We start from the raw sequence: 22,961 nt of genomic DNA, 5'->3' as shown, positions 1-22,961 counted from the left end.
CGAAAAATGGCGGAGCACAACATCGTCATGCTCCGCCAGGGGGGAGAGCTCAGAAGCGGAAGCGCGCGCCCAGCGTGTAGCGGCGACCGTAATCGAACACGTCGAGCAGCTGGTTGCTGTAGCGACCATGCGTGCTCTGCTGATTGTTGTTGACGTTGAGCGCCTCACCGAAAATGCTGAAGTTCTTGGTGATGTCGTAGCTGCTCGTCAGATCGACCTGGAAGCTCTGGTTGACGAAGGTCGGCTCGGCACCGAACGAACCGGTATTCTGGTTCTGCCCGAACTGGAGGAGATACTTGTCGCGCCAGTTGGCCGCCGCACGGAACTGGAACCCGCTCTTGTCGTAGAAGCCGACGAAGTTCGCCGAATTGGCAAGGCCGGTCACCGCGAAGCCGGTCTGCGAGATGTTCTTGTCGTCGTACGGACGGTTGGTGTTCACGAACGTCGCATTGGCCTGGAAGCCGAAGCCGGTGTCGCCGAACACCTGCTGCCACGCCAGCTCGACGCCGCGGACGGTCGCGTCGGGACCGTTGACCTGCTGCGATACCGCGAACGATGCGGGCTGGCCGGTGGTCGGATCGACCACCCCGTTGATCGTCTGCCGCGTCACGCCGCCGATAATGAAGTTGCTGACGTTCTTCAGGAAGAAGTTGACCGACAGATACGAGTTGCGGCGATAATACCATTCCGCACCCAGATCGAAATTGTCCGCGAGATACGGTTTCAAGTTCGGGTTGCCGCCCGCCGCCGACAAGGCTCCGACGCGCTGGCCGTTGCCGACGTTGAGGACCGGCGTCAGCAGGTTCAGTGCCGGACGGGTCAGCGTCCGCGACGCATCCGCCCGCAGTACCAGCTTGTCAGTCAACTCGAGCTTCATGTCGACGCTTGGCAACAGGTAGGAATACGAGCTCTTGTTATTGACCGCCTGGATCTCGGTGTAGGTCGGGATGCTGAGCAGCGTCGGATCCGCCGCGCTCGTGACGATCGAGGTCGGCAGTCGTCCCTGACCGGTCGCGTTGAGATTGGTCACCTCGTTGCGGACGCCCGCGTTGAAGGTGAACGGCAGGCCGCCGACTTCGGTCTTGAAGTTGGCGCTGACATAGAGCGACCACGTCTTTTCCTGGACGCGCAGGACGCTGCCTGGATCGACCGCCTCGTCGAACGCGCCGGTAAAGCCATTCACGCCGGCATAATTATAGCCCGGGATGTTCTGCGTCTGCGGATTGCCGAGGCTGCTCAGGTAATTCTGATACGCGACCGGGCTGAACACGAACACCGACGGCGGCAGGCTGCCGTTGAACCCGGGGATGAAGTTGTTGAGGCTGACCGAGCCCCTATACAGATTGGCCGGCAGCGGCGAAATCCCGGTGTCGCGACCCGATGGCCCGCCATAGCCGGCATAGGCCTGCCAGAAATTGTTCGTGAACGTGCTCTGGTTGCGGAAGTTGAAGGTGTCCTGGTAATATTGGCCACCCGCCTTCAGCGTCAGATTATCCTGCTTCCAGGTGGCGTTGCCACGAAACTGGAACAGCTGATCGGTATTGTGCTGCGTCTGGTTGACCGTGACGTGCGAGCCGATCAGCGCGGGATTGGCCCAGTTCGCGGCATCGCCGGCGGGACCGAAATTGCTGATCGACGGGAAGGAATTCTTGCTGTCGCCATCGACGTTGAATCGCAGCGTATTGCCCAGATTACCGCCATACCCGATGTCGCCGTTGCGGCTGCCGATCACGTTGCCCGGGTTCAGCCAGCTCTTGGCATAGGCACCATCGGCTTCGAGCGTGAGGTTCTCGGTCGCGTCGTACTTGACGTTGAGACCGGTCTGGTTGGTCTGGAGGATCTGCTTGTTGAGCGCGGCGGTGAAGTCGGTCGGCGTGCCGACCTGCGTGAAGTCGGTCGCGGTGCCATTCTTGTCGAGCGTCACGTTGCGCAGATCGCCCTGGTTGAACCAGACGCCGAACGCGTAATTCTCCTGCGTGATGGTCTGACGCGAGAAATTATTGTCGAGCGTCACCATCAGATCGTCGGTTGGATGATATTGCAGCGAGATGCGCGCATCGACGCGCTCGTCCTGCACGCGCTGCTGCTCCGCGCCATATTGCTGCGGGAACCAGCCGGGCAACGTCTTGTTCGCCGCCTGCGCGGTCGTGCACGCCGCGGTCAGCTGACAGGGGGCGAAATTGCCGCCCGGCCAACCCGAGACATAGACGCGATTGGTATCGGTATCACGACGGGTGTAGATGACGTCCGCCAACACGCCGAACTTGCCGTCGGCGGTGGTGGTGCTGACCAGCAGACCGCCGGTCGGCACGATCCTGCCCGAGCGATCCTGGATCGAGCCCGACGCGGTCGTCGCGACACGGAAACCGGGGTGATCGAACGGATTCGGGAAGGCGATGTTGACGGTCGCGCCGATCGAGCTCGACGCGAGCGAGACGTCGGGGGTCTTGAGCACGCTCAGCTGGCCGATGAAATCGACGCCGACGGTGCTGAAGTCGATCTGGCGACCGCCGGTCGCGGATGAAATGCGGCGACCATCGTAGAGCGTCGTGTTGAAATCGCCGCCGAAGCCGCGGACCGTGATCCCGGTCGGTTCGCCGCGCGATCCCGAGCGCTGGATCGAGACGCCAGGCAGGCGCTGAAGCGAGGCGGCGACGTTAGAGTCGGGGAACTTGCCGATGTCTTCGGCAGAGATGACGTCGACGATGCCCGACGAAGTACGCTTGAGGTCGAGGTTGCGCTGGAGCGATCCGCGCAGACCGACCACGACGATGTCGTCGCCCGTGGTGTTACCCTGCGACGCGTCCTGCGCGGTCGCGAGATCCTGCGGCTGGCCGGCTTCGGTCGCAGTCGTCGTGTTGGCGGTGGCGGGTACGGCAGGCTGCACGGCGGCAGGGCGATCGGTCGTCGCATTCTGAAGATTGGTCTGGTCCTGCGCCAGCGCGGGCGATGCCCAGGCGAGCGCGGCCATGCTGCTCGCGCACGCCAGCGCGCGGGCCCGACGCGCACGTCCGCGGTCGCCGAATATCGAACGGGTATCCAGAGTCATTTCAACATCCCCTCAACGACGCCGCGTGCCCCTTATCGAGGGGCTATCCGGCAATATCTTGCGCGATGCATTGAGTCGGATGCCCGACCCACACCATCACGGTAGCGCTCACAATACGCCAAGTCGCAACCATTGCAAGCTCTTGTAGGAGTGGATGCAAAGGCCCTTTGCAAGGGTATTCGGGTGTGCGAGTTCGGACCGCAGACGTGCGAACCAAAGTCGCGCGCGCAGGAGGATCGGATGCCGACATGGGAAATGTTGAACCGCGAACAGCATGCCGCGCTGCGCGTGTCGCGCGCCTGCGACGCGACCTGGCATTTCGCGCAGATCGTCGCCGACGAGTTTCCGCGCGCCGCACCCTATTACCCGATCCTGTTCACCAAGCATCCCGAGACGGGCGCGTTTTATGCCGGGGTGGTGATGGGACTGGAGCCAGGCGACAATCTGTTGACCGTCGACGGCGCGTTGCCCGACTACCGCCCCGCCGATCTCGAACGCCAGGGGTTCTTCGTCAACGACGGCCAGATTGTGATCGACCGCGAGTATGCCGGCTTCGCGGGCGCTCGGGGTGAGGCAGTGTTCGACAGTGATGGAGAGCCCACGCTGGCATTGAAGCGCGTGCAACAGGCGCTGCATACGCTGCAGGAAGGCATCCCGGCGACCGATGACGCGATCAAGCGGTTCCTGGGGCACGGCCTGTTGGAGCCGATCGACGTCACGCTCGATTTCGACGACGGCAATCGGCTCCGGCTCGAGGGACTGTACACGATCAGCCTCGACGCGCTCCACGCCTTGCCCGATGCCGCGGTGCTCGACCTCTTCCGCGCGGGCGATCTGCAACTTGCCTATGCGCAGACCGGCTCGCTTCGCCATATCCGGACGCTTGGCCGGATCCGCAACGCGCGACTGTCGGACGGACGCGCATGAGCGATACGCTCGCCGAGGCGCTGACCGATCCCGAGCGGTTTCGCGCGCAGATCATGACGCCGGGTCAGCCGGTGCTGATGCGCGGCGCGGCGCGCGCGTGGCCGCTTCTGGCCGGGGACGGGGTGCAGGGGGTCGCCGATCAGTTGCTGCGGCTGGAGACGGGAGGCTCTGCGGAGGTGTTCGTCGGCGAGCCGGCGATCGGTGCGCGCTATCATTACGACGCGACGATGGCGGGCTTCAACTTCACCCGGTCGACGATGCCGTTTCGCGACGCGCTGACGCGGATACTCGACACCGCGGCCGAGCCGGGGCACCCCAGCATGTACATGGGATCGCTGACCGCGGAGACGTTCTTTCCCGGCGTCGAGCAGATGACCCGGCTGCCGTTCGTCCCGCCCGAGGTGCTGCCGCGGATATGGATCGGCCACGCCTCGACCGTCGCCTGCCATTACGACACGATGGACAATGTTGCGTGCGTTGCGGCCGGGCGTCGACGCTTCACGCTGTTTCCGCCCGACGCCATCGGCGATCTCTATGTCGGGCCGATCGATCATACGCTGGCGGGCCAGCCGATCGCGCTGGCGGTCGGCAGCGCGCCGGGCGATCCGCGCTTCCCCCGCTTCGAGCAGGCCAGACACCGCGCGCGCGTGTTCGATCTGGAGCCGGGCGATGCGCTGTACGTACCCAAGCTCTGGTGGCACCAGGTCGAGGCGACAGGCGACGTCAACGTTCTCGTCAATTTCTGGTGGGACGGGTTCGCGGCCGGCCCGGACCAACCCTATACCGCGATGCTGCTGGCGCTCACCGCGATCGCCGAGCGTCCGCCGGCCGAGCGCGCAGCGTGGCGCGCGTGGTTCGATCACTACGTCTTTCGTCCAGACGGCCATCCGCTCGCGTTCCTGCCCCCGGAGCGGCATGGCGTATTGGCCGCGACGAAGGAAAATCAGGGCCGCATTCGGGCGCTCGTCATGCGATTGCTGCGGGGCGGTTGAGCCGCGCGGGTGTCGACCCGAGCACGATGGCGAGCCCCGCCAGCGCGCCGACCAGCGGAATCGACCACGCCATCGTCAACAGGAGGTCGCGGCTCTCCTGGACCAGCGGCTGCCCGACGGTCCAGCCGATTGCCGATAGCCCGCGACCGAGCAATGCGCCGCTCAGGCCGCCGCCGACCTTCAACGTCAGCAGCAGCAACGCGACCGGCAATCCTTCGAGGCGGACGCCGGTGCGGCGCTCGCCGTGATCGACCGCATCGGCGAGCAGGATCCAGATCATCATCTGCAACCCGGCATTGCCTGCCCCGAACACCGCGATCCCCGCGATCATCGTCGCCGGCCCCGCGGCGAATATGCCGAGGCCGATCGCAATCGCGACCAACGCGAACCGGAGCACCACGCGGCGTTCGCGGCGGCGGGCGAGCGCCATCCAGCCCGGCAGCGTAACGAGCTGCGCCAGTGCCAACGTTGCCAGTGCATGGCCCGTCCAGCCCGCGTCGTGGATCACGCCCTTGCCGATATAGGCGACCGATCGCGCCAGGACCGGCAATGTCAGCGCCTGCGCCAACGCCAGCGCGAGCAGCATGAGCAGCGGCCGGTTGCCGACGATCCACGCGAACGATCCATTCTGCGCATGCGTGCTCATGGGAGTCGATCGGGGCGCGGCGGCTGCCGACAACCACAGCGTGACGACGTAGGCGACTGCGGCAAGACCCGCGACGACCACCAGCGCGTGGCCGCCGTCGCGATCCGGATCGACGAACGCTGGCGCGCAATACGCCACTGCCAGCGTCCCGCAGCAGCTGAACATGTAGCGCAGACCCGACACCGTCGTCGCGGCGCCCGGCGTCCGGGTCAGCTGCATCATCAGCGCGTTGTGCGCGACGTCGCAGACCGAATAGGCGCTGCGGAACAGCAGCACGATCGTGATCGCCCACACCATGATCGCATGTTGCCCGAGCGATCCCGGTGCACCCGGTCGCAGGAAGAAGATCGCGAAGAAGATGCCGACCACCGGTGCGCCGACGAACAGCATGCGACGGTACGCGCCGAGCCGGTCGGCGGACCGATCGACGAGCCGCCCGAGCAGCGGATCGCAGACGCCGTCCCAGACGAGGCCGATCATCACCACCAGCCCCGCCGCCGCGGGCGATATGCCCCAGCGCTCGGTCAGGATGAACAGCAGGAAGAAGTCCATCGTCGAGGCGAGGACGTTCTTGCCGAAATTGCCGCTGGCATAGCCGAGCATCTGTACGCGTCGCACCGGGCTGCGATCGCCGGGGATATCCGGTCTAGCGGGGGCGGCGGTGTCCATCGCCCGGGACTTTAACGCCGATGTCTTGCAGTTGCGGGACAATTCGTCCGTCTCGTGCGCGGGTCGTGATCGTCAGCGTGCCGCCGCGGAGCAACGCGGCGTGGTCGACACGGAAGTCGGGCAGGGCGCGTCCGTTCAGGCTGGCGCGTGCTATCATACCGTCTTCCGGTCCGTCGCGGCGGATCGTCAATCTGCGTCCGTTGCCGAGATCGATCTGCGCGCGATCGAACGCAGGGGTCGTGACCACGTACCACGGCTCGCCCGGCACCAGCGGATACAGGCCGAGCGTCGCGAACACGTACCACGCGGTCATTCCGCCGGCATCGTCGTCCATCCCGTCGGCGAACCCCTGCGGCGACAGCGCGAAGCTGCGACCGACGAACGGCACCGGCAGCTTGCCGCTGTTGGTATAGGGGTGCGCGATCGGCTTCGTCAGGATCGTTTGGACCAGATCGGCGGTCTGCTGCGGCTGGCCTAGTGCGGCAAACATCCACGGCACCTGGATATCGGGCTCGTTGGTCATGTTGAACAACCCGGCATCGAAGAAATGATGCAGCTCGCCCAGCAGCCGCTCGCGCCCGACCGTCGCGGTCATCCACGGCAGGTCGAAGATCGGCGCCCAGCGATATTGCCACAACGTGCCCTGATACAGCCCGCGCGCCTTGACCACGTCGCCGTCCGCGCCCGGCGTCTGGAACACCGATCGCCACATTGGGCGATAGCTTTGCGCCTTAGCGGTGAAGGTGCGCGCGAGATCGGTGCGGCCGAGATCGCGCGCCAGTTCGGCGGTCGCCCAATCGTCATAGGCCGCCTCGATCTGTTCGTCCGGCGTGCCGCGCTTGAGCGTGTCGCTGTCCGCCGCCATTCCCGCCAGCGCGGCGGCCGCATCGAACGCGATGCCCTTGCGATGCATGTCGAGTAGCGCGATCCCGGCATGCTCGGTGCGGACCGTCAGGAACGGTTCGTGCGGGGTCGACCATTGCGCCTTGCCGCCCGCGTACAGCGCGACCAACGAGTTTGCGATGTCGACGCTGCGCTCGGGCTGGAGCAACGCGAGCAGCGGCATCTGCGTGCGGTAATTGTCCCATAGCGACCAGTTCGCGTAGCGCGTCCGGCCCTTCGGCGAAGTCTGGATCGTGCCGTCCTTGTCGCGGTGCCGCCCGTCGGGATCGTCGATCGCGACCGGGGTTTCCATCACGCGGTAGAGCGACGTGTAGAACAGCGCGCGTTGGTCTCGCGAGCCGCCGAGCACGACACGACCCAGAATACGGTTCCAGGCGGCGCGCGTCTCGGTCGCGACGGTGGCGAGGGACTTGCTGGCGATTTCTCTATCGCGAACCGATGCCGCGCCGGCTGCGTCGACGGTGGACAGGCCGGTGCGGATCTCGATCGCATCGCCCGCTTTGCCGGTGAGGTGCAGCGTCGCCAGATCGCCCGCGCCGGTGGTCAGCGTCTGGTGGATCGGCCGTCCGTTGACGAGGATCCGGCTGGCGGTGTGGAGGTGATAGGCGCCCTGATCGCAGACCGTGCCGGCCTCGAGATCGGCGCGGAGGTCGTCGCTGGCGAGGCTCGCCCAACTGGCTGCCAGTCGCTTTGAATAGCTGTGTCGCGGGTCGATCCGCAGATCGACCGCGCCGGCGCGAGGCAAGGTGAAACGCAACACGCCTGCGCCGCGCGTCGCTGCCATCTCGGCGAGGATGCCGTGGTCGTAGCGGACGCGGTACGTCCCGGCGCGTGCAGTCTCGCTCGCCTTGTCGATTAGTGCGGCGCCGGTGCTGCCGGCATAGCGCAGCGAGATCATCAGGTCGCCGCCCGCACCACCGCAGCCCACGCCGACGCCGCGGGTATGCGAAAAGCCGAGCAATGTGGTCGCTGCGTGATCATAGCCCGCGTGGTTGGCGGGGCTGGTATCGGGGCCGAGCTGCATCATCCCGAACGGGGTGACCGCCGCGGGGGAGAGTTGGCCGAAGTCCGCGAGCGCGCCGACGAACGGATCGACGAGGTCTGCGGGGGTTTCTTGTGCGGTGAGGGCGGCGGGGGTGAGGAGCAGGCCAAGAAGGAGGGGGTATCTCGCCCTCCTTTTGCGTAACCACCCCGGCGAAGGCCGGGGCCCAATTGGAAAGGTCGGCGTAATGGAGCGCGAGTCTCTGTTACAACCGTCCCCCAATTGGGCCCCGGCCTTCGCCGGGGTGGTGACACGGGTGTTGGAGACTGACCGCCCGAAAGAATCGCTCATGGATCGAGAGGATCGCGCGGATCTTGGCGCAGCGATAGCCGCGACGGCCGGAATTCGAGATCGTACACCGACAGCCGCCGGCCCACCGCACCCGGTAGATATCCAAGCTCCGCGCGGTTGCGGTCGGTGAACGTCGCGCTCTCGATATACTTGCTCTGCTCGGCGTCGGTGACGATCAGCGTCGGCCGGTCGAGCGGGATGCCGAGCGCGACCATCCGCCGCGTCGCGTTGCGCAAATTCGTGGTCGTGTGCCGCGCATACGGCTCCAGGATCACGTGGTCGGCGGGAATGCCGTAGCGCTCGATCAGCGCGCGGCGGATCTCGACCGCCTCGACGAACCGCGTGCCGCGCGGGTGGACCGCGCTGCCCGAAACCAGGATGAACGGCGCGAGACCCTGGCGATAGCGTTGCGCGGCGAGCAGCGCGTGGAGCTTGCTGCGGGGGCTCAGCACCGTCGCGCTGTCCTCGGGGCCGACGCCGGGGACGATCAGCAGCGAGTAGCGGTACGCGCTCCAGTTCGTCCGCGCCGCCACCGCTTGGGCGCGCGCATTCTCGCGCTGATCGAGCGGGTCGAACCGCGTCGCCGCGGTCGCATCGTTTGCGTCGAGCAGCGCCACCGCCAGCCGCACGCTCGCGGCGATCGTGTCCGGCCGTGCCTGCGATGCCGCCCGCGCGGTATCGATCGCGACCTTCACGCTGTCGGCAAAGAAGGGCGTATCGGCCGCGAAGACCGGCCCGTCGATCTTCGGATAGCGCCCCGGCAGCCCCAGTCCGTAAACCCGCAGGACGACGTTCAGCGCTTCCAGCTCCTGGTCGACCCCCGCCGTCACCGACAGGTCCGCATTCTGCCGCACGCCAGCCTTCCCCAGCCGCGCCACCGCTGCCGCGACCGCCGCCCGGTCCTGATCGCTCCACATCGTCGCCTCGACGACGCACGCCGGCCCGTCGCCACACGCGGCAATCCGCGCCGCCCGCGCCCGCGTGTCGAGGCCCGGCAACCGGCCGAGCGCGCTCAGCATCGGGAACAGCCGCTGCGACAGGCCTTCGGCAACGGTATCCGTCACCGCTACCGGAGCGGTAGTCTCCGCCCACACCGGGGCGGCCGCCGTCATCGCCAGCGCCGCAAGCATCAAACGCAGCCCCGTCACCAGGACTTGCTGACCACGAGGCGAACGTTGCGGCCGAAGATCGGGCGGCCATAGATGGCGTCAGCGGTGCCCTGGCCGCTCAGCTGGTCGGTGCGGGTATTGCCTTCGGTCAGGCCCTTCGCGTTGAACAGATTGTCGCCCACCACCTGCATCTGCCACGTGTCGTGCGTCAGCGTCATGCCCGCGCCGACCGTCTGGTACGAAGGCAGCGCGGTGTTGTTGAAGAAGTCGACATAGCGTTTGCCGGTATATTCGTAGCGGCCGTACAGCTGCACCGCATTGCCCGCGACGTCGAAGTCGACCGACGGGCGGATGTTGCCGTAAACCTTCGGCTCGCGGACGATCTGGTTGCCTTCGACGGCGCCGGCGCTTGCGCCATTGGCGTTGGTCAGGCTCTTGTACTGCGGATCGCTGACCGTCAGCGCGCCGGTCACTGCGAAGCCGTGCGGCAGCGCTAGGTTGCCGTCGATCTCGATGCCCTTGATCTCGGCCTTGCCGATGAACGGCACCGACTGGTCGTTGCGGCCGGTCACCGGGTCGAGCGCGACGAACGATGCATTGAGCGGATTGTAACGCGTATAGAAGCCGATGAGGTACAGATACGACCGGCCGAACGCCGCCTTCAGACCGACCTCGTACTGGTTGGCCTTCGAGGTGATGATCGTCGGATTGATCTGATACGTCACCTGGGTCGATGGCGGCGTTTCGAGATGCGACGCGCGGGCATAGGCGCCGAGATGCTGCGTGACGTCGTAGTTGACGCCGCCCGTCCAGTTGGTGATGCTCGGGCTCAGCTTCGAGTTGATGATCTGGCCGGTGAACGCGCGCACCGCGTTGTCGGCCAGCGTGTTCGGATCGCCGAGATTGGCGGACGTAGTCGCGAACGCAGAGCCCTTGAAGCTGTAGCGCTCATGGCGGATGCCGCCGTCCAGCGTCAGGCCCTTGACCAGTTCCCACGTGTCGTTCGCGTAGAGCGCGTACATCGAGGCGTCGGTGTTGCCGCGGTTGAGCGTGGTCGTATAGCGCAGCACGCCGTTGTCGGTGATCGAACCGACCGCCTGGCCCGCGGCGTTGTAGGCGATGAGGTCGAGCGTCCGCGGCTTGCCCTTCACCTCGAGCAGATAGTCCTGATACGCGACCTCGTTGGTCTCGCCGTACAGGCTGCCATACACGCCGACGCGCAGATCATGCGTGCCGAACCCGGTCGTGATCGACCGCGTGACGCTGAGGTCGCCCTGCGTCGAATAATATTTCGAGACGACGTCGCGGAACTGCGCCGGCACGACGAGCCCGGACGCGGCGTTTGGATCATAGACCTCGGCGCCGTTGGTCCCGGCGATCGCATAGCCGAGCCGCGTCACGCCGGCGCCGAACGCGGAGCGTGCCGCGGTCAGGTTGCTCGCGGCAAACGCGTTGGCGTCCGACGGATTGCTGGTCGAATAGAGCGCGTCGAAATGCAGCTTGCCGACGCTGACGCCGCCCTTTGCCGCAACTTTCCAGCCGTCGTAATCGGCGTCGTACTGCACGCCGACATTGCCGAACTGCGTGTGGCGACCATTGCCGAGATCGGCATTGACGTTGCGCGTCGTGCCGTCAGCCTCGCGGAAGCGAATGTCGGCGTTGCGCAGCGCCGGCGAGTTCATCGTGCCGCTGAAGAAATCGATATACTGGTTGAGCGACTTGGTTGGATCGCGCGGATCGGCGGTCGGGATCGGCAGGTAGAACACGTTGTGGTCGTTCAGGTAGTTGCCCGAGATCCGCAGCGATCCGTTGCTGAAGTCGTGTTTGATATTGCCGCGGATCTGGCCTCCGCGATCATTGGGGAAGCCGTTGTCGCGGTAGCCGTCGTGATGACGGATGAACCCGCCGATCGCGTAATAGGTCGAATCGTCGATCGGGCCCGCCTGGTACGCGTCGAGCCGGTACAGCCCGGTATCGCCGAGCGTGACCTGCGCCTTGCCGCGCGTCGTATCGGTGCCCGAGACGGTGATGTTGTTGACGATCGCGGCGGCATAGCTCGCATAGACCGGGGCAGGGCCGCCACGCACGACCTCGACACGCTGCGTCATCAGGTCGAACCGGTTGATGCTGTCACCGCGGAAGAAGTTGCCGTCATTCTCGTGGAACATCGGCAGGCCGTCCTGCTGGAACGTGACGAGGCCACCGTCGCTCGGCAGACCGCGCAGGCGGATGATGTTCTGGACCTCGCCGCCGGTGTTCTCGACTGCGAACCCGGGCAGCTTGCCGAGCAGATCGGCGAAGTTGATCGGCGCGAGCTTCTGGATGTCGGCGTTGCTGAGCGAGTTTACCGCGTAGGACACGTCGAAGCGGCGCTGCTGACGCGCGGAGCCGGTTACGATGATGTCGCTGCCGGTTTCGGGCGTCGCCGCGTCCGGTGCAGGTGCGGACGGGGCCTGCGTTGCGGACGCGTCGTCGGTCGACGCGGTCGTCGGTGCAGGCGTCGTCGAAGCAGATTGGGCCCAGGCCGGCGTGTACGCCATCATGCCGAGTGCGATCAGTGCGCAGCCACCGCGCAAGCGAGTCTTCGTCATCAATTGGTTCCCACCCTGTGTCCTGACGCAGCCGCTGGGCGCGCAATGTGACAATTTTAATTAATTTCACGAAATAAACTAATGGTGTAGCCGATTGTCGTGAAAGCGTGCGGAGGTGTCACACATGAGGCTCAGGCTGGACGACGACGAGCGCCGGATCATGCAGGTGCTGCGATCGACGGGCTCCCGGTCGCGCAAGCAGTTGGCGGTCGATCTCGCGATGAGCGCATCGAAGCTTACCCGGCTGTCGAGCAACCTGCTGGCGCACGGCCTGATCGAGGAGTGTGCGACCGCGGATGCCGTCACGCCAGGGCGCCCGGCCGTCCCGCTGCGGATATCGCCGCAGGCGGGCTATGCGGTCGGCGCGATGCTGCACCGCGGGCTGATCGAGGTGGCGCTGGTCGATTATGCCGGCGGCGTGATCGCGCACAGCTCGCAACCGTTCGACGATCCCGACCCGCGCGTGTTCGCCGCGTGCGTAACCGCGACGATGCACGATCTGGCGATCGCGAACCGCCTGTTGGGCCGGCGGCTGCTGGGGGTCGGGATCGGCGTCCCCGGATCTTCGACGTCGCCCGAGGGGAACAAGCGCTGGACGGTGGACAGCCTGGCGGTGTGGCGCGGCATCGACCTCAAGGCGCTGTTCGAGGAGCATATCGGCCACCCGGTCTGGATCGAGAACGATGCCAACGCCGCGGCGCTCGCGGAATATTATATCGGCGGCCTGATGCGACGCTGTTCGACCGCGGTGGTGATCCTGCTCGGCCACGGGATCGGCGCGGGCGTCATCATCGAAGGGCGTATCCTGCGGGGCGCGATGGCGAGTGCCGGGGAGATCGGTTGTCTCTATCCCAGTACCGACGCGCGTCCCTCGACGCTCGATCTGCTGGTGACGCTGCGCGCGGCGGGGTGCGCGATCCATTCGCTGGTCGATTTCGACGCGGCGATCGCCGGGTACGAGGATGTCGTCGATCGCTGGGTGCGGCGCGCTGCCAGCCAGATCGCGGTGATCGTCAACTGGGGCATCGCCTGGATCGACCCCGGCGAGTTCGTGATTTCCAGCCCCTTGCCCAATCGCATCCTGACCGCACTGGTCGAGCATATCGATTTCGCGGCGATGCACATCGGCGATCACGTCGCCACGCCGCCGCGGATCTCGGTGTCCACGCTCGAAGGCGCCGCCGCGACGATCGGCGCCGCGCTGCTGCCGATCCACGCGACGACCGTGCCTTGATCCGGCGAACCCACTTGCGGGCAGGGGGGGGCGATCGACAATCGGTGTGATGCGCGAGATCCGTTCATATCCTGTCATCCCCGCGGAGGCGGGGACCCAGATGCTCAAACGGTCGCGATCATATCGCGAGGTTTGCCAGTATGGGTTCCCGCCTGCGCGGGAATGACGATTGCATGTTTGACAGGAACAAGCGCCCACGCACGTTCCACGCTGAGTGCCGATCCGAAGGTCTCCCCCGACGCCGTTAGCGCGCCGCCTTCACATAGCGGTCGAACCACGCGATCGCCCGCTGGCGCACGTCCGCGGACTGTTCGGGCCCGGTCACGCAATGCCCGGCATCGGGGTAGATCACCAGGCTGACTGGGACGTTGCGGTCCTTCAGCGCGTGCCACCATTCGATCGACTGCGTCGGTGGCACCTCGATGTCGCGCTCGCCGACATAGATGAAGGTCGGCGTCTTCGCGCGCTTGGCCTGGTAGATCGCCGAGACGTCCTCATACGCCTTCATGTCGTCGTACATCGACTTGCCGAAGAACGGCAGCAGCCACTGGTCGATGCCGTTGGTGCCGTAATAGCTGACCCAGTTCGACAGCCCGGCGCCCGCGACTATGCCCTTGAAGCGATCGGTCTGCGTGTTCGCCCACATCGCCATGAACCCGCCATAGCTGCACCCGCCGAGACCGAGCCGCTTGTCGTCGACCGGTGCGACGCGCTCGACCGCGTCGATCCCGGCGAGGATATCGCGCAGGTCGCCGCCGCCGAAATCGCGCTTGTTGGCGGCGGTGAACGCCTCGCCCTGGCCATAGCTGCCGCGCGGATTGGGCAGGAAGACGTAATAGCCGGCCTTCACCAGCGCCGCGTTGAGTGAGGTTGGATACAGATAGTTCGGCGTGGACGCGGCCGACGGCCCGCCGTGCACGATCGTGATCATCGGCGCCTTGCCGGTTGGTGCGACGCGGGGGGCGAGCAGCCAGCCTTGCACGTCGTAGCCGTCGTTTTTCCAGCTGATGCTGCGCGCGGCGGCGAGGGCAGGCGCGGCGTCGTTGTCATGCGTGACCTGCTTCACCCCGGCGCCGGGGGCGACGATCGAGCCCGCATAGATTGCCGGCGCGCGTTCGTAGTCCTGCACCACCGCAGCGGCGACCCGGCCATCGGCGGAAAACGCCGCGCGACCGTCGCCCGCCGCCGTACTCACGGGTTTTGCGAAGCCGGGAACGACCGGTTGGCCGGGCGTCAGCGTGCCGAACTGGACCTGGTCGCCCGCGAGCGTGACGACGCGCAGGCCCGCTCGGGTCCAGTCGATCGTCGTCGCGGTGGACTTGGCACCCTGCGTGATGTTGCGCGGTGTCCCGCCGCCGAGACCGACCGTGTAGACGTCGCCGCCGATCGATCCGAAGTCGCTCATCAACCCGCCGATATAGGCGACCGACCGCCCGTCCGGCGAAACGCGCGGCTGGTTGATCTGCATCGTCGGCTTGGCGATCGCGCGGATCGCGCCGGTCTGCGCATCGATCGCATCGAGCGTCGCGACCCACCAGTTGTTGTCGCCATTGCCGAGCGCGGTGGTCGCGACGAAACCGCGTCCGTCGGGCGTCCAGTCATATTCGTAGACATAGCGGCCGGCCGGCGACAGCGGCTTTACCGCCTCGTTGGTGCGCGTGATGTCGAACACGGCGAGGCGTTGCTCATCGTTCTTCTCGCCGATTTCGCCGATCATCCGCACGCCCGCCTGCGTCGCGCCCGATTCCTTCGCGGCGCCCAGCGTCACCAGCAAGGCGATCCGCTTGCCGTCGGGCGATACCCGCGGCGTCTGCGCGATGCCGCCGATCGTCGCGATGGTGCGCGTCGTCTTTGCATCGGCATAGGTCAGGCGCACCGTGCCCGCGCTGGTGTCGCGGCTGAGGAACACCAGATCGCCGTTCGGGGCGAACGTCAATCCGGCATAGCTGCACGTCGGGCACGGATCGATCGTCCGCACCACATGGCCATCGGCGGCGGCGCGGATCGTCACGACATTGTGACCGCCATTGCCCTCGATCGTCGCCATCCGGTCGCCCGCCGCGGACAACGCCAGGCCGCCATATTGATGCAGCGTCTGGGCGGAGGCCGGCGACGTGGCGGCGAGAAGGGCAACGGCAAGGGTCAGGCGCATCGAAAGCTCCGGCAGACGGCAAGGTGTCGCCATGCTTACCGCGTCCACCTCAACCCGCAAGCGGCGACGCGCGCACCGGATCGAACATCGGACCGCAGCGATGCCGGTTGGTGCGTCAGGCCGCCCCGCGCGCGACCTTCCAATAGGTTGCGTACCGCTCGTGTGCGATCCGGTGATACGGGATCAGGCGGATCGGCTGCCCCTCGGCCGATACCGTCGTGAACTCGAGCGGCCTCGGGCCGGGCTTTACCGTCGCAGAGAGCGTGTCGGGATCGCCCGCCAGGTCGGGCGCGGTGAACGGCGTGGCGTTATACTCGCCGTATTTGCGCTCGCTGACGATGATGTCCGATCCCGGCGCCAGTCCTTCGCGCCCGAGTGCACCCGCGAGTACCAGCGGTCCGTAGGTGAAGGCGACGATATCGGGTGCGGCGGGCGCACGTTGGACCGCGACTTCCATCGCCAGCCGCAGTTCGATCCGGTCGCCGTCGCGCCACGTTCGCGCGACGTCGACATAGCTGCCGGGCGCGGCCGATCGCGCGGTCTCGACGCCATTGACCAGCACGACTGCGGTGTCGCTCCAGTGCGGATGCCGCAGTTTCAGCGTCGCGCTGGTCGGGCGCTTCGAGCCCCAGCGCAGCGTCGTCGTCGGCGTCTCGGGGAAACTCGTGGTTTGCGTGACGAGCGCATCCTTGTCGCGCCACCGCACCGACGACGGCAGGAACAGGTTGACGTACAGCGCGTCGGCATCGTGGAAATAGATCGAATCGCGGTATTTGACGTGGTTCTCCATGCCGGTGCCGGTGCAGCACCAGAACGAGTGCTCAGGGGTGTGGTACAGCTTCATGTAGCCGGGGCGGGCGCCCTGGAAATAGGTCGCCATGCCGCTGTCGGGATCCTGCGATGCGAGGATGCCGTTGTAGAGCGTACGCTCGTAATAATCGGCATAGCCCGCCTGCGGATCGTGGAGGAACAGCGCCCGCGTCAGCTTCAGCATGTTGTGCTGGCAGCAGGTCTCGGATCCCTTGGCGGAGAAGACGTGATCGGCGAAATCGGCCATCGGGAAGAAATGCTCGTTGTCGCCGTGCCCGCCGGTGGCGAACGACCGGGTCCGCGCCACCGTCTGCCAGAAGAACGCGGCCGCGACATGGTAGTCGGGGTTGCCGGTGATCTCCCACACCCGCTGGTAGCCGATGATCTTGGGCAGTTGCGTGTTGGCGTGCATCCCGTCGAGCATGTCGCGGCGCTTGGCGAGCGGCGCCATGATCGCCTTCTGCGCGAACCGCTCCGCCGTCGCCTTGTAGTCGGCGTTGCCGGTCATCGCGAACAGGTCGGCGAACACCTCGCTCATGCCGCCATGCTCGGTCTCGAGCATCGTCTCGAACTGCGCGTCGCTCAGCGGACGCGTCGCGATCACCGCCCAATCGGCGAATTTCAGCAGCACCGCGCGTGATGCTGCGCTGTCCGCCAGCATCGCCCCGTCACGCAGCCCGGCATAGACCTTGTGCAAGGTATACCACGGTACGCCGGTGATCGGCTCGCCCCGAAGATGCGCCGCGACCAGTTTCGCGCCATCGGGAAACGCACAGATAAAACCGCTGTTCGCGGCCTTCTGACACGCAGCCAGTTCGCGCGCGATGTAGTCGACCCTGCGCTTGTACGCAGCATTGCCCGTCGACCGGTACGCCAGCGCGCACGCGGACAGGTAATGGCCGAGCGTATGGCCGTGGCAGTTGATGTCCGCCCAGGTCGGATCGGATTCCCATCCGCCATAGACGGGCGCCTTCGGCTTCAGACCTGCGTTCACGCGAAAATTGTGGAGCAACCGGTCCGGTAGCAACGTCAGCAGATACGCCTCGGTCTTGCGCTGTGCCTGCAGGAAGGGACCGTCGCCCAGTGTGACGTCGGCGAGATCGAACGGCATCACCGTTGCCGCCGGTCCTGACGCCGAGATCGGTGCCTGCGCTGCGACGGCGGACCTTGTAGCGGCCAGCAGCGACCCGCCCGTCAGCGCAACCGTCCCTGTCCCCATGAGAAAATCTCGACGGGACCTGCCCGCGCAACATCCATCCGCCAACATCTCTCTCCAGATCGATTTTTTGTCAGAGTATTGGTATTCGGCGGGATGTCAAAGCTGGCAGCGACGATTTACCCCACCGATAAATGACGTTCCGCAATCCGCGCTACTCGAAGGTTAGCGGGGCTGGGCCGCGGGAGCGGTACCTTTCTCTTTTTTCCACGCTCGCCTCCGCATCGGCGAAGCAGGGCTGCGGCTGGCCGCGACGGGAAATGGTGTGACTGACGCTGGGGTCATTGGGCGAACTGGTCATACAGAAGCGCAATCTTTTTCACGATTATGTCGCCGCCCGGCCGTCTGCGCGTTCAAATTGGCCATGCCGGTGGGCCTTGACTCGGTCATCAGTCGACCTAAAGGTACCGCTATCAATAGCCTGCTCAAGACAGGCATGATCGGGGGTTGGATGGGTTTCGCGCTTCATGTTTTGCAATCAGCACGCCGGAGCGATCGACGCTCCGCGCCGACTGACGCGCGTCCAGACTTCCACCGACCATAAACGCATTCTCGCTGCAACGTCGGCGAGGCTCCAGAGAGGATTCTGATCATGACCCCTTTTAAAATGGTATCGCGTCTGACGCGCGCGGCGCTGCTGGGCGCGACGACGATGGCCGCAGTGTCCGCGACCATGGCCGCAGCGCAGACCATACCGCCGACGCAAGATCCTTCGCCGCCCGCAGCGCAAGGCGCAGCCCCGGCCGCAGTAGAGCCTGTTGCCCCGGCATCGGCGCCCGCGCCGGCAGCGACCCTGCCGGATTCCGATCAGACTCCGGGGGCGATCGATGCAGCGAACAGCGCCGATATCGTCGTCACCGGCTACCGCTCCAGTCTCGCCAAGTCGACCAACGCCAAGCGTGCGGCGACCGGGTTTACCGATTCGATCTTCGCAGAGGATATCGGCAAGTTTCCCGATACGAACATCGCCGAATCGTTCAATCGCATTCCCGGCATTACGATCACGCGCGACGTGACAGGTGAAGGCACCAACGTCGCGATCCGCGGGCTGGGCTCGAACTTCACGAACGTGACTCTCAACGGCGCGACGATCGCGGTGGCGTCGTCGGGCGCGACCGATGCGCAGGGCACCGATCGCTCGGTCGATCTGAGCTTTTTCCCGACCGACCTGTTCACCAAGCTGACCGTCAACAAGAGCTACACCGCCGACCTTCTCGAAGGCGGCGCGGCCGGCAATATCGACCTTCGCTCGGCACGGCCGTTCGATCGTGCGACCTCGTTCCTCGCCTATAACGTCCAGGGTACCAAGCAGTCGCCCGAGGACCGGATCGGTGCGCGTGGCTCGCTGATCGGCAGCTGGCGCAACGACAAGTTCGGTATCCTCGCAGGCGTCTCGGCGCAGCGCCTGTTCACCGACACGCGTGGGTTCGAGACGATTGGCTATACCAATCCTGCTCTAACTGCGGCTCAGTGCGGCGCGACATCGGGGTGCAACACGACCGGTGGCGGCAACTGGACGATTCCCGCGGTGGTACCGACCGGCGCCGGTGGGGGTCTGGTAGCGGGGACGCCGATCAACAGCGCGTTCCTGCTCGCGAACAACCCGGGCGCATCGATCCAGCAGATCGACAACGCGCTGCTGCCGCGTCTCGGCCGCTCGACTAGCATCCGCGGTCCGCGTGATCGGTTCAACGCGATCGTCAGCGCCGAGTGGCAGCCGACCGACACGCTGCACCTTTATGTCGACGGGCTGTACGGCTACAAGAAGAACGACCTGATCCGTGAGAACGTGGCGTGGATCGTGCGCAACGGCGCCGTGATCCCGACCAACCTGACGTTCGACAAGGCGGATTGCACGATCGGTTGCGTTGTCACCGGCGGTACGTTCGCCAACGCGCAGTTCTTCAACGAATTCCGTCCGTATACCGAGACGACGAAGCTGTTCAGCGTCAATCCCGGCGGCGAATGGGAGATTTCGGACACGCTGAAGCTCAACCTTCAGGGCAATTACGCACGCTCGACGTTCCACCGCGAAAGCCCGTCGGTGGGCCTGACCACGCCGCTGGGCGTCGGCAACACCGTCACCTACACGAATACCGGCGGTGTCCCGTCGATCCAGAGCGCACTTGACCTCAACGACCCCGCCAATTTCGGCTGGAACGCGGGCAGCCGCGTGAACATCCAGGACGAGCGCCGTCTCAACACCAACAAGGGCGCACGCGGCGACCTGACCTGGGGCGGCAAGGCGCTCAACCTGAAGGTCGGTGGCGCGTTCGACGATGTATCGCGTCGTATCCAGGGCTTCGACAACAGCCAAGCGTATCAGAACGCCGTCTGCGGCAACAATCCCAGCATCTTCGTACCCTCGCCCAATTCGCAGCCGCCGTGCGAAGGGCGCAATGCTCCCGGCGTGATCCCGGCGGGTTATCCTTCGTATCCGGGCTATGGCACCGGATCGACGGCAGGTATGGCGGGTCCGGTGACATATGGTGGTTCGCTGATCCCGAATTCGGCAGCGCCGACCTATCTCAAGCCGGGCCCGGCCGGGTTCGTGACGGTCGATTGGCCGAAGTTCGCGGCCGCCAGCAACTATGACCAGTTTCACGACAACGCGCCGGAGAGCGGGGGGGCCAATACCGGCGCCAGCGGCGGTACGATCCGCGAGGTCGTCAAATCGGCGTTCGCGACGCTGAACGGCGAGCAGGAACTCGGCGGCAACATGCTGCGCTTCAATGTCGGTCTGCGTTACGTCAACACGATCCAGACGATCACCGGCCGGGTCTCGCTGCCCGATCCGCGCAACACCACCACGACCGGCGCCTCGCTGCCCGATGGCAGCCGCTATGCGAACATCGTCAACATCGTCCAGACGCGCAACGAATATGCGAAGTGGCTGCCGGCGGCGACATTCGCCTACGACGTCAGCGAACATGCCGTCGTCCGCGTCGCCGGATCGCGGACGATGACGCGTCCCGATCCGTCCGCGCAGTTGCCGGGCGTCAGCTTCGGTGCCCCCTCGGCCGATCAGGCGAACATCGGCAATCCTGCGCTGAAGCCCTATCTGTCGACCAATCTCGATCTGGGCTTCGAATATTATACCGGCCGCGAGGGAGTGATCAGCTTCAACGCCTTCCGCAAATCGATCGAGGGCTTCACCAACACCTTCATCAGCACGGTGCCGTTCTCGAACCTGGCGCAGTACGGGATCACGTATGACACGTTGAACCCGACGCAGCAGATCGCGATCAACTCGCGTGGTGGTCCAGGGGCTGCACAGGTGCAGGTCACGTCGCAGGTCAACGTGCCCAACAAGCTGACGATCAACGGCCTCGAATTCCAGTGGGTCCAGCCGCTCGACTTCATTACCAAGCACATCGGCGTGACCGGGTTCGGCTTCAACGCCAATGCGACGGTGGTCGACCAGCGCAGCGATGGTCCGGCGACCGCGTTCGGCGTGGCGCCGTTCACCTACAACATCACCGGGTATTACGAGAAGCACGGCGTGATGCTGCGGGTGTCGACGACCTCGCGCGAGGGATCGCAGAACAGCGGTGCGGCGCAGAACGGCATTCCGGCTGCGGCTTTGTTCGGCACCGACTATACGACGTACGACTTCTCGTCGTCGTTCGATCTCGACAAGATCTTCGGCCTGAAGAACGCCCCGCAGCTGACCGTCAACGTGGCGAACTTCACGAATGCGACGCTGCGCTCGTACTTCCAGTTCGAGAACGCGACCTTCACGCAGTACAAGCCGGGGCGTCAGTTCCTGGTCGGTCTGCGCGGGACCTTCTAGTCGGAGAGCGGGGCGATCGTGATGCGGCCGCCCCGCCGCTCGTTTGGCGGGGTGGCACGGTCGCGACCGTCATCAGGATGCTCGCCAACCCGCTTCCCGGCATTGTCGATGCGCCGGTAAATCCTGGATAGCGACAGGCGCGGCGCGAGCGACCTGTCGCCGACGATCGGTATGTCGCTGTAGTGTTGGTAGGCATCTTGGTCGTGAACCCGGTGAATCGGCGCAGGACGCAGGCCGAGTTCGGCGACGAGGTGTTAAGCCGCCGTTGCGGCTCCACGAAGAGCCTGTGGCGGGCGGCATGAAACATCGCCCCCTCAGCACACGGTCCGATATCGCCAGATACATGTCGATCCCGAGAATGCATTGCTCGCAGCAGCAAGGGCACCGTGATGCGCAAATCGCAGCATGAACCGGTGGCTCGATGGCGGGTACCGAAGGATGAAGGAGCGGATCTGTTGGCGCAGGCCGTATCGCGTCGTGCCTCGATGAGCGCTGGCGCATTTGCAACGCTTCCCGCAGCCACGTTTAGTGTCGCAGCACGAGCCCGGGACGTTGATCCCCGGACCGGGCTTCCGACCAGCATCGATGCGGCGGCGCTCGCTTTCTTCGCGGGTCGTTGTAGACATTCTGACAAACAAGGGGATTGGTAAGTCCGATGGCGAAATCTGTATCCCGCAATGGATCGGTAAGGGCTGGAGCATACGACGTCCCGGCCAACGATCGCCTTTATCAGCGTATCGCGCGGCGCCTGGTCGAAGAGTTGACTGCCGGGACCTATGCGATCGGCGATCGGCTGCCCGCGGAACGGGAACTCGCTATCGAATATGGCGCAAGCCGTCCGGCCGTGCGCGAAGCGCTCATCGCGTTGGAAGTGCAGGGCTTTATCGAAGTGCGCGTTGGCTCCGGGGCCTATGTCTGTCGGTTGCCGGGGCAGGGCGAGGAGCCGGGATTCGCGATCACCGCGTTCGAACTGACCGAGGCCCGGATCATGTTCGAGGGTGAGGCCGCCGCGCTCGCCGCAGCGCAGATTACGGACGCGGAACTGGATGTGCTCGATCGTCTGGTCGAGGCAATGACGGCCGAAAATACGCGCGTCGAAGTGACCGAGATCGCCGATCGCGACTTTCATATGGCGATCGCGAAGGCGACCCGAAATGCGGGTGTCGTCCGGACGATCGAGGATCTGTGGCATCTGCGATCGACATCGCCCGAATGCGCGCTTCTTCACGCCAAGGCGCGCAACGCCAAGGTGCGCCCCGTCATCGCCGAACATACTGCGATCGTTGATGCTTTGCGCGCGCATGATGCCGGGGGCGCGCGCGCGGCGATGCACGGGCATCTGACATCGGTCATGGATCACCTGCTGTTCCAGACCGAGGAAATGGCGATGGAACAGGCACGGCTCGCGCTTGCGGGCACCCGGCAACGCTATGGCCGCAGCGCCAGATCGTGAAACGCGTGCAAGCCGGCGCTTGCAAGTTGTCAGACCAATTATATCGCTGCTACTACGATGGGGCACGTCAGCACAGCGTGGACA

Annotated in this window: 12 protein-coding genes; 5 read left to right on the top strand and 7 right to left on the bottom strand. The window is 65.5% G+C overall.

Going from position 1 to position 22,961, the window contains the following annotated elements; all coding sequences use genetic code 11:
* Positions 1–49: 49 nt before the first annotated feature.
* Positions 50–3,049 carry a TonB-dependent receptor gene (locus C8J44_RS04145; RefSeq protein ID WP_183128691.1) on the bottom strand — a complete coding sequence of 1,000 codons (3,000 nt, stop codon included), beginning with the start codon at positions 3,047–3,049 and terminating at the stop codon, positions 50–52.
* 240 nt (positions 3,050–3,289) lie between these two features.
* On the opposite strand from C8J44_RS04145, the gene C8J44_RS04140 reads away from it, so the two are divergent.
* Both C8J44_RS04140 and C8J44_RS04135 read left to right on the top strand, forming a co-directional pair.
* The gene (locus C8J44_RS04140; RefSeq protein WP_121903837.1) at positions 3,290–3,976 is read left to right on the top strand and encodes a SapC family protein; all 687 of its coding nucleotides are present in this window, start codon (positions 3,290–3,292) and stop codon (positions 3,974–3,976) included.
* Positions 3,973–4,968, top strand: coding sequence for a cupin-like domain-containing protein (locus C8J44_RS04135; RefSeq protein ID WP_121903438.1), 996 nt, complete (start codon positions 3,973–3,975; stop codon positions 4,966–4,968). Before C8J44_RS04140 ends, C8J44_RS04135 begins: the two co-directional genes overlap by 4 nt.
* Here C8J44_RS04135 and C8J44_RS04130 read toward each other — a convergent pair.
* The 4 genes from C8J44_RS04130 to C8J44_RS04115 form a co-directional block, all read right to left on the bottom strand.
* Positions 4,943–6,283: an MFS transporter gene (locus C8J44_RS04130; RefSeq protein ID WP_082444000.1), complete on the bottom strand. Its 1,341-nt coding sequence runs from the start codon at positions 6,281–6,283 to the stop codon at positions 4,943–4,945. The genes C8J44_RS04135 and C8J44_RS04130 overlap by 26 nt on opposite strands.
* Positions 6,261–8,333, bottom strand: coding sequence for a glycoside hydrolase domain-containing protein (locus tag C8J44_RS04125; protein ID WP_235529592.1), 2,073 nt, complete (start codon positions 8,331–8,333; stop codon positions 6,261–6,263). Before C8J44_RS04125 ends, C8J44_RS04130 begins: the two co-directional genes overlap by 23 nt.
* Before the next feature lie 182 nt (positions 8,334–8,515).
* A complete protein-coding gene (locus C8J44_RS04120) occupies positions 8,516–9,667 on the bottom strand; it encodes a YdcF family protein (protein ID WP_220683077.1) in 1,152 nt (383 codons plus the stop codon).
* On the bottom strand, positions 9,664–12,219 hold the full coding sequence (locus tag C8J44_RS04115) for a TonB-dependent receptor (RefSeq protein WP_121903437.1): 2,556 nt from the start codon (positions 12,217–12,219) through the stop codon (positions 9,664–9,666). Before C8J44_RS04115 ends, C8J44_RS04120 begins: the two co-directional genes overlap by 4 nt.
* Before the next feature lie 124 nt (positions 12,220–12,343).
* On the opposite strand from C8J44_RS04115, the gene C8J44_RS04110 reads away from it, so the two are divergent.
* Positions 12,344–13,453 (top strand): ROK family protein, encoded by a 1,110-nt coding sequence (locus C8J44_RS04110; RefSeq protein WP_121903436.1) that lies wholly within the window; start codon positions 12,344–12,346, stop codon positions 13,451–13,453.
* Between the two features lie 244 nt (positions 13,454–13,697).
* Here C8J44_RS04110 and C8J44_RS04105 read toward each other — a convergent pair whose 3' ends face one another.
* Entirely contained in the window at positions 13,698–15,605 is a 1,908-nt protein-coding gene (locus tag C8J44_RS04105; protein WP_121903435.1) for a S9 family peptidase, read from the bottom strand.
* A gap of 115 nt (positions 15,606–15,720) precedes the next feature.
* Positions 15,721–17,634, bottom strand: coding sequence for a glycoside hydrolase family 127 protein (locus C8J44_RS04100; protein ID WP_259466698.1), 1,914 nt, complete (start codon positions 17,632–17,634; stop codon positions 15,721–15,723).
* A gap of 589 nt (positions 17,635–18,223) precedes the next feature.
* Between C8J44_RS04100 and C8J44_RS04095 the strand changes: the two genes are divergently transcribed.
* The gene (locus C8J44_RS04095; RefSeq protein WP_121903433.1) at positions 18,224–21,424 is read left to right on the top strand and encodes a TonB-dependent receptor; all 3,201 of its coding nucleotides are present in this window, start codon (positions 18,224–18,226) and stop codon (positions 21,422–21,424) included.
* 655 nt (positions 21,425–22,079) lie between these two features.
* Positions 22,080–22,877, top strand: a complete 798-nt coding sequence (locus tag C8J44_RS04090; RefSeq protein WP_121903432.1) for a FadR/GntR family transcriptional regulator — start codon at positions 22,080–22,082, stop codon at positions 22,875–22,877.
* The last annotated feature ends 84 nt before the right edge of the window (positions 22,878–22,961 follow it).

This window comes from Sphingomonas sp. PP-CE-3A-406, from assembly GCF_003688625.1.
Taxonomy (GTDB): domain Bacteria; phylum Pseudomonadota; class Alphaproteobacteria; order Sphingomonadales; family Sphingomonadaceae; genus Sphingomonas.
This window is presented reverse-complemented; position numbering and strand designations above follow the sequence as displayed.

What these genes read in the sequence shown, in the direction of transcription:
- C8J44_RS04090 (WP_121903432.1), top strand. Translation starts at nt 22,080, where the DNA reads ATGGCGAAATCTGTATCCCGCAATGGATCGGTAAGGGCTGGAGCATAC.
- C8J44_RS04130 (WP_082444000.1), bottom strand. Translation starts at nt 6,283, where the DNA reads ATGGACACCGCCGCCCCCGCTAGACCGGATATCCCCGGCGATCGCAGC.
- C8J44_RS04100 (WP_259466698.1), bottom strand. Translation starts at nt 17,634, where the DNA reads ATGGGGACAGGGACGGTTGCGCTGACGGGCGGGTCGCTGCTGGCCGCT.
- C8J44_RS04110 (WP_121903436.1), top strand. Translation starts at nt 12,344, where the DNA reads ATGAGGCTCAGGCTGGACGACGACGAGCGCCGGATCATGCAGGTGCTG.
- C8J44_RS04135 (WP_121903438.1), top strand. Translation starts at nt 3,973, where the DNA reads ATGAGCGATACGCTCGCCGAGGCGCTGACCGATCCCGAGCGGTTTCGC.
- C8J44_RS04140 (WP_121903837.1), top strand. Translation starts at nt 3,290, where the DNA reads ATGCCGACATGGGAAATGTTGAACCGCGAACAGCATGCCGCGCTGCGC.
- C8J44_RS04095 (WP_121903433.1), top strand. Translation starts at nt 18,224, where the DNA reads ATGACCCCTTTTAAAATGGTATCGCGTCTGACGCGCGCGGCGCTGCTG.
- C8J44_RS04145 (WP_183128691.1), bottom strand. Translation starts at nt 3,049, where the DNA reads ATGACTCTGGATACCCGTTCGATATTCGGCGACCGCGGACGTGCGCGT.
- C8J44_RS04115 (WP_121903437.1), bottom strand. Translation starts at nt 12,219, where the DNA reads ATGACGAAGACTCGCTTGCGCGGTGGCTGCGCACTGATCGCACTCGGC.
- C8J44_RS04105 (WP_121903435.1), bottom strand. Translation starts at nt 15,605, where the DNA reads ATGCGCCTGACCCTTGCCGTTGCCCTTCTCGCCGCCACGTCGCCGGCC.